This window comes from Klebsiella sp. CN_Kp106 (assembly GCF_040064575.1).
Lineage (GTDB): Bacteria > Pseudomonadota > Gammaproteobacteria > Enterobacterales > Enterobacteriaceae > Klebsiella > Klebsiella michiganensis.
In genome coordinates this window covers 60326-72772 of record NZ_JBEAIG010000010.1, presented here as the reverse complement: position 1 = coordinate 72772, position 12447 = coordinate 60326, and the positions used below count along the sequence as shown (strand labels likewise).

Sequence of the window (12447 nt, the reverse complement as noted above, 5' to 3'; positions counted from 1 at the left end):
GCTAAGCGCAGCGCGAGCCGGGAAGAAGACCGCAACAAAACCTCATGCTGTGCACATCCCCCGGAGGCGGGCTACCGGTCCGCAGACGGCTGTAAACCCGTAGCCCGGTCAGCGCAGCGCCACCGGGAAGAACCGCAGACGAACAATGGCGGCAGACATCTACTGGTTAAATACCCGCCTGAAGGCCGTCAGCAGCCGGGTATTTTCCTGCTGGCTGCGGATCGCGACGCGGAAGTAGCGCCCGTCGAGCCCCGGGTAGTTGGCGCAGCTGCGGATCAGGATGTGCTGTTGCAGCATCGCGTATTGCAGATCCAGATCCGCCACGTCGCAGCGCAGAAACAGATAGTTTGCCCGCCCGGGATAGACCGTCAGGCCGGGAATATGGCGCAGCTGATGGTAAAAGCGCTGCCCCTCCTCCGCCAGCCACTGCCAGGTTTGCTGCTGGTAGGCGCTATCCTGGAGAATGATTTCCCCCGCCAGGGCGGCAAACGCGTTTATCGACCACGGCATCTGGCGCTCGCGCATTCTCGCCACCGCCCGCGCATCGCCATTGACCAGATACCCCAGACGCAGGCCGGGAATGGCATAAAACTTGGTCAGCGAACGCAGTACCCACACGTGCGGGTTGTGGCCCAGCAGCGGAATAAATCCCGACTCGTCGGGGATAAAATCGATAAACGCTTCATCGAGAATCAGGGCAATGCCCAGCGACCGACAGCGTTCAGCAATCATCTCCAGCAGACGGCGCTCGGGCAGCAGGCCGGTAGGATTGTTCGGCGTGCAGAGAAATAAGCAGTCCAGATCCGGCGTCAGGGCGTCAAGAATCGCCCCGGTGAGCTGCCAGCCATCCTCCTCGCGCAGCAGAAATTCCCGCACCGCGCAGTCCACCGACTGCAGCGCCCGGCGGTATTCGGCAAAGCCCGGGGTGACGATCATCGCCTGGCGCGGCTTCAGCCCCTGAACCAGCGTAAAGATCGCTTCGGTTTCGCCGTTTCCGGCGAGGATCCACGAGGCGGGGATCTGATGGTGTTCCGCCAGCGCAAGGTGCAGCTGCTGATACTCAACGTCAGGGTAGCGTTCGGCGCAGGCCATATTGTCGAGGATGGCGCGCTTTAAACTTTCCGGCATCCCCAGCGGATTAATATTGGCGCTAAAATCCAGCAGCTGCTCCGCAGAGATGCCCAACAGCGCGGCGGCCTCGCGAATATTGCCGCCGTGCGCGCTCTTAAGTAGAGCCATTTACCTTTCCTGTTGCGTTACCCTCGCCTTGCCAGCGTCGCGCCGTCGGCGAAGTAGGCTTTAATCCCTGCCAGAATCGACTCTGCAACTTCCTGCTGGAATTTCGCCGTTTTCAATTTACGCTCTTCTTCGACGTTACTGATAAACGCGGTTTCCACCAGAATCGATGGAATATCCGGCGCCTTCAGCACCGCGAAGCCCGCCTGCTCAACCCGGTTCTTGTGCAGGTTATTAATGTTGCCCATCTTTTCCAGCACCGCCTTGCCGAACTTCAGGCTGTCGGCGATGGTCAGCGACTGCACCATGTCGAACATCGTGTGGTCGACGTAGCGATCGCCGCTTTTGCTGACGCCGCCAATCAGATCCGAGGCGTTCTGGGTCTGCGCCAGATATTTAGCCGCGGTACTGGTGGCCCCTTTGGTTGACAGGGCAAACACCGACGATCCGCTGGGCTGGCGGCTGGTAAACGCGTCGGCATGAATAGAGACAAACAGGTCGGCGCGCTGCTTCTGCGCTTTGGCGACGCGGACCTTCAGCGGGATAAAGACATCCTCGTTGCGGGTCATATAGACCTTCATATTGCCCTCTTTCTCGATCAGCGCGCGCAGCCGTCGGGCTATCTGCAGCACCACGTCTTTCTCGCGGGTGCGGTATTTTCCCACCGCGCCGGAGTCTTCGCCGCCGTGGCCGGGATCGAGCATGATAACAATGGGCCGATCGCGCCCGGCTTTACCCGGTTTAGGCCCGCTCTCCGCAGGCGGAACCTGCCGCTGAAGATCGCCTTTGTTGTAATCTTCGAGCAGCGCCAGCAGCGGATCCTGCACGTCGGTGGCGTTAGCGGGATAGAGGTCCATGACCAGACGCTCTTTAAACCCGGCGACCGGAGCCAGCGCAAACAGCTGCGGTTTCACGTTCTGTTTCAGCTCAAACACCATGCGCACGGTTTGCGGATCGAACTGCCCCACGCGAGCGGATTGAATATAGGGATCGTCACCGCGAATCTGACTCCCCATACCTTTCAGTACGGAGTTGAGATTAACCCCTTCCAGATCCACCACCACACGTTCAGGATTGCTGAGCGCAAACTGCCGATATTTCAGGATATGGTTGGACTCCACGGTGACGCGCGTGTAGGTCGATGATGGCCAGACGCGTACGGCAACCACCTGCGCCGCGGCAGCCAACCCAACCGGACTCACACTCATTAACCACATGGCGCCCGCCCCCTGTAAAAATCGGCGGCGGCTTAATCCTGACTTGTATCCCGACATGCCACTCCCAAGCAGTAAGAAATCATTCGTATTTAAAACAAACAGATTGACCGGAAACTTTAACGAAAGGCGCATAACCTGTCATCTATAAAAGGGTAAACAATCTTTGACACCCTGATTTGGCTCACACTGTTTTCCCGGCTCAGCCAAAAATTGGGGCTTGCGTTTGCCGGCGAAACAGAATAAAAATACAGTAATTACGAATAATCATGCATTGAGGTTGTGTCATGGTGAAGGAACGTCGCACCGAACTGGTAGAGGGATTCCGCCATTCTGTCCCCTATATTAATGCCCATCGGGGTAAAACGTTTGTCATCATGCTGGGCGGGGAAGCCATCGAGCATGATAATTTCTCTAGTATAGTCAATGACATTGGCCTGCTTCACAGCCTGGGAATTCGTCTGGTGGTGGTCTATGGCGCCCGTCCGCAGATCGATGCCAACCTGGCGGAGCATCGTCACGAGCCGGTTTATCATAAACAAACCCGAGTGACTGACGCCAAAACGCTCGAGCTGGTTAAGCAGGCGGCGGGCATGCTGCAGCTGGAAATTACCGCTCGCCTGTCGATGAGCCTCAACAACACGCCGCTGCAGGGCGCCCATATCAACGTGGTCAGTGGCAACTTCATTATCGCGCAGCCGTTAGGCGTGGACGACGGCGTGGATTACTGTCACAGCGGGCGCATCCGGCGCATCGATGAAGAAGCCATTCACCGCCAGCTGGATAACGGCGCGATTGTGCTGATGGGCCCGGTTGCGGTGTCGGTCACCGGCGAAAGTTTTAACCTGACCTCCGAAGAGATTGCGACCCAGCTGGCGATTAAGCTGAAAGCCGAAAAGATGATCGGCTTCTGCTCATCGCAGGGGGTTCACAATCAGGATGGCGAGATCGTCCCCGAGCTGTTCCCCAACGAAGCCCAGGCGCGGGTGGAAGAGATGGAAGCGGACGAAGACTACAGCTCCGGCACCGTGCGCTTTCTGCGCGGCGCGGTAAAAGCCTGCCGCAGCGGCGTGCGCCGCTGCCACCTGATCAGCTATCAGGAAAACGGCACCCTGCTGCAGGAGCTGTTCTCACGCGACGGTATCGGTACCCAGATAGTGATGGAGAGCGCCGAGCAGATCCGCCGCGCCACCATTAACGATATCGGCGGCATCCTCGAGCTGATTAGCCCGCTGGAGCAGCAGGGCATTCTGGTCAGGCGTTCGCGCGAACAGCTGGAGATGGAAATCGATAAATTCACCATTATTCAGCGCGACAACACCACCATCGCCTGCGCCGCGCTCTATCCTTTCCCGGAAGAGAAGATCGGCGAAATGGCCTGCGTGGCGGTGCATCCGGATTACCGCAGCTCATCGCGCGGCGAAGTGCTGCTCGAACGCATTGCCGCGCAGGCGAAGCAAATGGGCCTCAGCAAGCTGTTTGTTCTTACGACCCGCAGCATTCACTGGTTCCAGGAGCGCGGATTTACGCCGGTCGACGTCGACCTGCTGCCGGAGAGCAAAAAAGAGATGTACAACTATCAGCGCCGCTCCAAGGTGCTGATGGCAGACCTGGCCTGATCCCTTCTCCCCGGAAAGCGCGCGGCCGACCGGGGAAAACCTCACTGGGCGGAAAAGATATCCGTCAGGCCGCTGCGTCGTTCGGTACGCGCAGCCACCGCCTGAGTCAGCACCTGCTCATCGGCATAGATCGACAGCTGCCGTTTCGCACGCGTAATGGCGGTATAAACCAGCTCGCGGGTTACCAGCGGCACGCTGCGCGAAGGCAGGATCAGCGCCGCGTGATCGAACTCCGATCCCTGCGATTTATGCACCGTCATCGCCCAGGCGGTATCGTGCTCCGGCAGACGACTTGGCTGTACCGACTTGATGCTGCCATCGGGCATCGGGAACCAGACGCGCAGGCCATCGCCTCTTTCCAGCGCGATGCCGATATCGCCGTTAAACAGCCCCAGCGCGCTGTCGTTGCGGGAGATCATCACCGGCCGTCCTTCATACCAGCGCGAATGCCGCGGTAACGCGATCGCCCGCTTGCGGTTCAGCATCTGCTCCAGCTGTTCGTTCACGCCGCTGACCCCATACGGCCCCTCGCGCAGCGCGCACAGCAGCTGGAATTCGCCAAAGGCGGCGATCATCTCTTCGGGCTCAGCCCGCTCGCGCAGCAGCTGCAGGAAGCGGCCATAGCCCGCCTGCGCCTGATTCAGCATCGCTTCATACTCTTCGGTGGCGCTCAGCGGATACAGGGCGATATCGTCGAACGACTGACGCAGCGTTGCGCGTACCGCGCTGCGCTCGCCGCTGTTCACCGCCCACGCCAGATGGCCGATACCGGAATGGCGACCAAAACGGTAGCTTTTTTGCAGCAGGCACAGGCTGTCGCGCAGCGCACCGGCAACGTTGCCCTCGCCCGCCGGCACCGGCTGGCCGGTCAACCGGGCGAGCTGTGCCGCCCGCGCCGGGGTATAGCCTGTATTAACCCAGGCGCAAATATCCCCCAGCACCGCTCCGGCCTCTACCGACGCCAGCTGATCGCGGTCGCCAAGGAAAATCACCCTTCCGTGCTCAGGCAGCGCGTCGATCAGGCGCGACATCATCGGCAGGTCAATCATTGAGGCTTCATCCACCACCAGCACGTCAAGATGCAGCGGGTTGCCGGCGTGATAGCGCATCCGCTGGCTGCCGGGCTGCGCGCCCAGCAGGCGATGGAGGGTGCTGGCTTCGGTGGGCACCAGCGCCTTTTGTTGGTCGCTGAGAGGGAGGCGGCGCAGCGCCGCACCGAGGGACTCGGTCAGGCGCGCCGCGGCTTTACCGGTCGGCGCCGCCAGGCGAATCCGGCAGCGCGGGCTGGAGAACGTCTGGATCAGCGCGGCCAGCAGTTTAGCGACGGTCGTGGTTTTACCGGTGCCCGGACCGCCGGAAATCACCGAAATCCGTCGGGTCAGGGCGACCGCAGCCGCCACTTTTTGCCAGTCCGTTTCCTCAGCGGGCGGAAACAGCGCGTCGAGCGTCGAAGCCAGCCGGGCTTCATCCACCTCCAGAACCTGATTGGCCTCATTGAAAAAGCGCGCGACGGTTAATTCGTTGCGCCACATGCGGTTGAGGTAAAGCCGTTCGCCGCAGAGGATCATCGGCGTCGGGCGCTCACCGCCGCTGACCGCCTCAGCATCGTTAAGCAGCGGCAGCCAGCCGTCCGGGGCGCCGGTCAGCTCAAGGATCTGCTCACTCAGGCCTGCCGCTTTTGCGCTCAGCAGCTCATCCTCGGCGAGACGCGAAATCGGCAGGCAGACGTGGCCTTCACCGGCATCGCGGCTGAGAATGGCGGCGGTGAGCTTCACCGCCGGATGCGCCTCCTGCGCCACCATGAGCGCAAACTGGACGTCCAGCGGGCGCAGCAGGCGCTGCTCAACCGCCTGCAGTAACAGTTCATCCATGGTCATAGCACAACCTCCTGGGTTTCCCCGGCAAACAGCGCATCGAGGCCGTTAATCAGCGGCAGCGCCGGCCGGGTGGTGAAGATACCCTGCCCGCCGTCCTGCCCGTCCATGCCGCGTAAAAAGAGATAAATAACGCCGCCGAAGTGGCGTTCGTAATCATAATCGGCAATGCGGTGGCGTAAATATCGGTGCAGCGCCAGGCTATAGAGCTGGTACTGCAAATCGTAACGGTGCGAACGCATTGCCTGCCGCATCGCGTCCTGGGTATAGGCCTCGCGATTTTCCCCCAGCCAGTTGGATTTGTAATCCAGCAGGTAATAGCGGCCGTTGTGGCGAAACACCAGGTCGATAAAGCCTTTCAGCATCCCCCGCACCTGGCGGAAATCGAGCGTTGGGGTATCCACGGAGAGCGGATCGTACTGACGAATCAGCGCATCCAGACGCAGGGGATCCAGCGGCTGTTCGATGGGCAGATAAAACGCCATCTCCACCTGTTTATCGCCTTCGCTCAGCTGATTAAGGGCAATCCCCGCGCCGGGCAGAGGGGTACGCAGCACGCCGTCGAGCCATGCGGTCAGTACCGGGGTCCACTTTTCCTCGAAGCCGCTCAGTTGGAGCCTGGCCGCCATCCAGTCGGCGGGAACCGGCTGGGTAAAATCGAGATCTTCGAACAAACTGTGGAGAAACGTCCCCGGCGACGCGCCGCGGGGGAACTGGTGCGGAGTAAGCTGCGGCTCTTCCGCGACCTCACCGACGCCGGCGGCATCGACATCCAGACGCGGCAGAAGATCCTGCGCCGCGCTGTGTCCATTCTGCTGCAGGCCGGAGTAGCTGGTGACCCGCCAGTCATCGGTCACCGAACGCGCGAGCAAACGGGCTGAAAGCGGCGGTAGCGCCGCCTGCGGAGCCTGCCACGGAGTTGGCGCAGCCGTATCCGGGAGCCGCAGGGCGATCTCCCCGCTGCAGAACGCCTGCAGGCGGGCCATCAGCCCTGCGGCATCCATCGCTTCCCCGCCCTGCAGCAGGCGGCCCAGCGCGCTGTGGTGAAAATCGCTGGCGCCGGGCTTGTCGCTGCGCCGGGTGCTGAGCGGCGCAACGCCAAGGCTGCAGTGCCAGACCGCACGGGTCAGCGCGACGTAAAGCAGGCGCAGATCTTCGGCCAGGCGTTCGGCCTCCGCCAGCTCCATGCTGCCCTCCGCCTGCCCCAGGTCGAGAACGGCGGCAAAGGAGGTTCTGTCGTGATAAAACGCCTGATCCTGTTTACGGAAACGCGCAATAAACGGCAGCCAGACCAGCGGATACTCCAGCCCTTTCGATTTATGGATGGTGACGATCTGCACCAGATGCTTATCGCTCTCCAGGCGCATCTGCTGGCTGGAGGCGTTGCTATCCGGCTCGGCGATATGCTGCGCCAGCCAGCGCACCAGCGCATGTTCGCTCTCCAGCTGGTTCGCCGCTTCCTGAAGCAGCTCGCTGATATGCAGGATATCGGTCAGGCGCCGCTCGCCGCCGCTGGTCGCCAGCAGGTTTTCGGCAATGCGCCGCGCGGTCATCAGCGCGCGCAGCATCGGCATCACGCCGCGCTGCCGCCAGACTTGCCGGTAGCCGCTAAACTCTTCTACCAGCTCATCCCAGGCCCGTTCGCTCTGGTTGAGGTTTTCAATGTCCTGCGCGTTGAGGCCGAACATTGCGGTCGCCAGCGCGCTGCGCAGGGTATTTTCCCGCTCGGGGGCCAGCACCGCCTGCAGCACCCACAGCAGCTCCTGCGCCTCGGGGGTTTCAAACACGCTATCGCGGTTGGAGAGATAGACGGAGGGAATCGACAGCAGCTGAAGGGCATCGCGAATTAACGACGCCTCCTGACGATTGCGCACCAGCACCGTGATGTCCGAAGCCCGCACGGGTTCAGCTTTTTCACCGCGCCACAGCAGCGCCTTGCCCTGCTGGCCCGCGCTGAGCCAGTCGCGAATTTGCGCCGCGCACAGCTGGGCCATAAACGCCTGGTAATCCCCCGCCCCGACGGCCTCGCCCGACATCAGCCAGATATTCATCGCCGGTACCGCAGCATCATCGACGGTAAAGCGCAGCCCCTGGTTTTTATCGGCCGACTTCACCGGCATAAACGGGATTTCGCGGAACATAAAGGGGTTATCGCTGAGGCTAAACAGGCGATTGACGCTATCAACCATCCCCGGCGCGGAGCGCCAGTTGGTATCGAGCGTATAGTGGGCGGTGACGTCCCCACGCGCTTTCATGTAGGTAAAGATATCCGCGCCGCGGAAGGCGTAAATGGCCTGTTTGGGGTCACCAATCAGCAGCAGCGCGGTGTCTGCCTGGCGCCGCCAGATGCGGCGAAAGATGCGGTACTGCTGCGGGTCGGTATCCTGAAATTCGTCGATCATCGCCACCGGAAAGCGCTGGCGAATCGCGCTGGCCAGCGCTTCGCCGCTCTCCCCGCGCAGGGCGTCATCCAGGCGGCTAAGCATATCGTCAAAGCCCAGCTCGCCGCGGCGGCGTTTCTCCCGCGCGACCGCTTCGCGGATTTCAACCATCGCCCTGGCAATCACCAGATCGGTCAAGGTTAACGGTGTCGCCAGCAGCGCTTCTACCGCGCTGAACAGCGGGTGTACCGGCGGCGCACCGTCCGCTTTGGTGCGCTCAAGCAAGAAGGCCTGGGAGAACTTCTCCAGCGCATCCGGAAGCTGGTAGCTGAGGGTCTCTTCCTGGGCCCAGGCGGTCACTTTCTCCAGCCATTTCCCCTGATTGCCGCGATTAAACTTGCGCCGGTCGAGGCCCGAGTTTTCCAGCACCGCCTCAACCTCGCCCACCTGTGCCAGCCACTGCTGCTTCAGCGCGTTGATACGTTCGATAATTTGCTGATGGCGTTCGGCCAGCGTTTCGTCAGCCGGCGGCGGCGATTTGAGCTGCGGCGCCTCTCCCTGTAGCCAGCGGTCGATGGATTTCAGCAGATCGCGAGGCCCTTTCCACGCTTCGTGGATAACCGCCGCGATGTCACGCGGCAGCGGGTAACAGTGGCGACGCCAGAAGTCGGCGCAGGCCTGATAGCGCAGGCGGGATTCATCTTCAATCAGCTGCTGTTCGAACAGCATGCCGGACTCAAAGGCGTTAAGGCTCAGCATCCGCTGGCAGAAGCCGTGAATGGTAAATACCGCCGCTTCGTCCATCTGCCGTTCGGCCAGCAGCAGAGTTTGCGCCGCCTGGGTTTTATCGGCGATTTCCGCCAGCAGCCCGGCGTAGAGAGGATTGTCGGTACTTTCGCGCAGGCAGGCGATACGCAGCTCGTGGATATTGCTGCGAATACGCCCGCGCAGCTCTTCGGTCGCCGCTTCGGTAAAGGTCACTACCAGCAGCTCTTCCACGCTGACCCGGCGGGGAAAGGCGGATTCCCCGCCCAGCCCCAGCAGCAGCCGCAGATAGAGGGCGGCAATGGTAAAGGTTTTTCCTGTGCCCGCAGAGGCTTCTATCAGGCGCTCGCCCGTCAGGGGCAAGCGCAGGGGGTCAAGAGACTCGGCGGTGTCGGTCATTCATTCTCTCGCATCAGGGGTAAGGATTTCTGCAATGCGCTGACGTTCTCCCAGACTTTGCCATCCTGCGGATGCGCATATTCCGCCTTGCCGTTCTGGCTACCGGAAACCTGGGAGAGAATTGCCATGCCCTGCGGATCCACCACCGTCTGATGGAAGAAGTCGGCAAGCTTTTGCGGCGTCAGCAGTTTAATCTGAGCCACTACTTTATCACGTGAATCGAAGCGCATATTACCGCGATCGAAATCTTTGCTCAGCTTCGACGCTTCATCGCCCAGCGTTTGCGGCGCTTCCAGCATCTGACCGATCACCGCCTGCTGAATCTGCGCAAACTCTTCCGGCTTCATTGCCCGCAGTTTGGCTTCCGCCGTGGGGAAGAAGGCCTGGAAACGCTGCCAGAGGTAAGCCGGCTGCTTATCGCTGCTTTGCAGCAGGAAGCCCATCCCCCACTGGCGGCCAACGTTCATCGAGAAGGCGAAGACCGCGTAGCCCAGCTGCTCTTCCGTACGTAGCTGGTTATAGAACCACGGCTGTACGATTTGCCCGAGGAGCGAGCTGGCGGCAGAGCTGGCGTACTCGTCCACGTTCGGCGGCGCGAAGACGGCGGCCAGCGCGGAATCGGTACTGTTGCCCGCTTTTTCAAAAATCGCCAGCTGTTTACGATCGACCAGAACGTCTTTGTTACGGCACCACTCGTTGCCGTCGGCGCCCAGCTGTTTTTGAATCTGCCGCGCCATGGCGATGGATTGATCGGCGGTAAGATTACCGATGACCATCAGCTCCGGTCGCCCTTTCGCCTTGAGATTATCGCGGTATTCCAGCACCTCTTTCAGGGTGATCGATGGCAGCAGCGCCCGACGCTCTTCGCGCTGGAAGTACGGCACCTGAGAAACCATCTGAATCGGCATGATCGCCTGATCGTAGGCTTTGCCTTTATCCGCCGAATCCATCATCTGGGCGTACCAGGATTTAGCCTGCTCCAGCTGCTCTTCGGTTGGCGTATAGCTGAAGTAACCGTCGAGCAGGGCGTCAAACAGCTCAGGCAGATGCTGCGTATAGCCGTTGGCGTTAACCATCAGGCCGTTATTCGCGCCGGTAGAGAAGCTAATCCCCCCGACCGCCGCCTGGTTGCTGAGCTGGTCGAGCGCAATGCCCGCCAGATAATCATTGAGCGCAAACATCACCTGCCGGCGGGCGCTGTCCATTGCCTGCGGGTTACGCAGAACCAGCGAAATATCCGCTTTCGGTTCGCTGGCGAAGTACTGGCTCGGCGCGTAAATCACCCGCAGCGTCGGTTCATCAACAATCAGCTGCGGATGCGGGTAAGCCTTGTCGCTTTTGATTAAGCTGAAATCATCCGGAATATAGGGGTTCAGCACCGGTAGCTTGAGGCCGATGGCGCTGGACTTCTGCTGCCAGTCGGCAAAGGTCTGCTCGCTGATTTTATCCACCTGATAGGGCGCATTGACGAAGTAGGCGGTCTTGTTATGCGGCTCTTTCGGGCTGATGTACCAGATGCGGGCGTTTTGCGGCGTCATCATCGCCAGGCGGTCTTCGATCGCCTGCGGATCGTAGCGATCGGCAATGTTGACAACGTCCAGCGTATGCTCGACCGGCACGCGGATCATGGTGTCCGCCAGCCATTCGACGTAATCCATATTGCGGTTGATGGACGGGTAGCGGAAGTCGAGCGCCAGCACGTGGGCCAGCTCATCAAAATAGCGCTTATCGATTCCCTGGCTGCGCAGCAGATTGAGGTAGCTGAAGATGGCTGCGGTAACTTCATCGCGGTGCGCCAGACCTTTGTCCGTCAGGGTCGCGGATATAGCCAGCACCCCGCTGTTGCCGTTCACCACCGGGTCGGAATCCGCGCGAATCCCTTCAACCAGCCCCTGCTTTTGCAGCCAGTCTGAGAGCGTGCCGGGACTGCGATTACCGATCATATAGGTCACCAGCTCGTCGGTTTTGCTGCGGAACTTGTCGCTATTGTTATCAATGCGGAACTCCACGCGCAGCACTTTACGCGGCATCGCCGGGACGTAGTGAATGATGATGCCCTTTTGCGCATCGGTCACCACCGGGACGGTAATCTCCGGTTTGCTGATATCGTGGTTCGGCACGCGACCGTAGGTGGCCGCCGCGATGCTCGCCAGCTCCGGCAGAGGCTTGTTGCTGTAGATCACCGCTTTCATCAGGTTGGCGGAATACCAGCTATCGCGAAAGGCGTGCAGGGCATCAAGCACCGGTTTACCGGGCTTGTCGCTCAGCGTTTCAAGGTTACCGCCGGAAAACTGCGAGCCGGGGTGCGCCGGGTTAATGGTTTCCGCGCTAACCTGCGCCATTCGCATCCCGTCCCGGGTACGCGCCATCGTGAGCTCGGCGTTAACCGCATTACGCTCACGGTCGGCATATTTTTTATCCAGCAGCGGCGCGGCGATGGCGTCGGCCAGGCGATCGACCGCGCCGTCCAGGGCATCGTTTTCCACTTCAAGATAGAAGGCGGTGCGATACGGGGCGGTGCTGGCATTGTGGCTGCCGCCGTGCATTTTGAGATACTCGGCGAGGCTGTCAGGCTGGGGATACTTTTTCGAGCCCATCAGCGTCATATGCTCCAGGAAGTGAGCCAGCCCCTGATGCTCGGCGGGATCCTGCAGCGATCCCACGGGAACGACCAGCGCCGACAGCGATTTTACCGCCTGGGGATCGGAAACCAGCAGCACTACCATGCCGTTATCGAGGCGGATCGCCTGATATTGACGGGTATCTTTTTCGCTTTTACGGATGGTTTCCTGGATCGGTTGCCATCCGGTGTCTGCCTGACTTAACGGCGCCCAAAGGGCGGCCAGTAAAACAATAACCTTGAACCATAAACTGCGGGGCATTCACGGACCTCATCATTAACAAACCTGGCGCTGCATAATTGGCAGCCTTTATAAACATCAGTCCGTGATTCGTTGCG

Annotated in this window: 6 protein-coding genes; 1 reads left to right on the top strand and 5 read right to left on the bottom strand. The window is 60.6% G+C overall.

From position 1 onward, the window contains the following. Positions 1 to 159 precede the first annotated feature (159 nt). Both cobD and amiC read right to left on the bottom strand, forming a co-directional pair. Complete coding sequence (gene cobD / locus ABLU96_RS06710; protein WP_064404167.1) at positions 160 to 1239, bottom strand: threonine-phosphate decarboxylase CobD; 1080 nt, start codon at positions 1237 to 1239, stop codon at positions 160 to 162. Positions 1240 to 1256: 17 nt separating this feature from the next. Then, positions 1257 to 2510: an N-acetylmuramoyl-L-alanine amidase AmiC gene (amiC, locus tag ABLU96_RS06705; protein WP_014226651.1), complete on the bottom strand. Its 1254-nt coding sequence runs from the start codon at positions 2508 to 2510 to the stop codon at positions 1257 to 1259. Positions 2511 to 2737: 227 nt separating this feature from the next. Here amiC and argA point away from each other — a divergent pair, with 227 nt between their 5' ends. Beyond that, positions 2738 to 4069 carry an amino-acid N-acetyltransferase gene (argA, locus tag ABLU96_RS06700; protein ID WP_004853841.1) on the top strand — a complete coding sequence of 444 codons (1332 nt, stop codon included), beginning with the start codon at positions 2738 to 2740 and terminating at the stop codon, positions 4067 to 4069. Positions 4070 to 4110: 41 nt separating this feature from the next. On the opposite strand, the gene recD is transcribed toward argA, so the two are convergent. Genes recD through ptrA form a run of 3 tightly spaced genes read right to left on the bottom strand, consistent with a single transcriptional unit; the run spans position 4111 to position 12370 of the window. Further along, a complete protein-coding gene (gene recD, locus ABLU96_RS06695; protein WP_064404168.1) occupies positions 4111 to 5946 on the bottom strand; it encodes an exodeoxyribonuclease V subunit alpha in 1836 nt (611 codons plus the stop codon). Next, positions 5943 to 9488 (bottom strand): exodeoxyribonuclease V subunit beta, encoded by a 3546-nt coding sequence (gene recB / locus ABLU96_RS06690; RefSeq protein WP_064404169.1) that lies wholly within the window; start codon positions 9486 to 9488, stop codon positions 5943 to 5945. Before recB ends, recD begins: the two co-directional genes overlap by 4 nt. Continuing rightward, entirely contained in the window at positions 9485 to 12370 is a 2886-nt protein-coding gene (gene ptrA / locus ABLU96_RS06685; protein WP_064404172.1) for a pitrilysin, read from the bottom strand. Before ptrA ends, recB begins: the two co-directional genes overlap by 4 nt. Positions 12371 to 12447 lie beyond the last annotated feature (77 nt).

Bases quoted from the DNA above. Each gene is read 5' to 3' on its own strand.
- cobD (WP_064404167.1), bottom strand. From the start codon at position 1,239: ATGGCTCTACTTAAGAGCGCGCACGGCGGCAATATTCGCGAGGCCGCC.
- amiC (WP_014226651.1), bottom strand. From the start codon at position 2,510: ATGTCGGGATACAAGTCAGGATTAAGCCGCCGCCGATTTTTACAGGGG.
- argA (WP_004853841.1), top strand. From the start codon at position 2,738: ATGGTGAAGGAACGTCGCACCGAACTGGTAGAGGGATTCCGCCATTCT.
- recD (WP_064404168.1), bottom strand. From the start codon at position 5,946: ATGACCATGGATGAACTGTTACTGCAGGCGGTTGAGCAGCGCCTGCTG.
- recB (WP_064404169.1), bottom strand. From the start codon at position 9,488: ATGACCGACACCGCCGAGTCTCTTGACCCCCTGCGCTTGCCCCTGACG.
- ptrA (WP_064404172.1), bottom strand. From the start codon at position 12,370: ATGCCCCGCAGTTTATGGTTCAAGGTTATTGTTTTACTGGCCGCCCTT.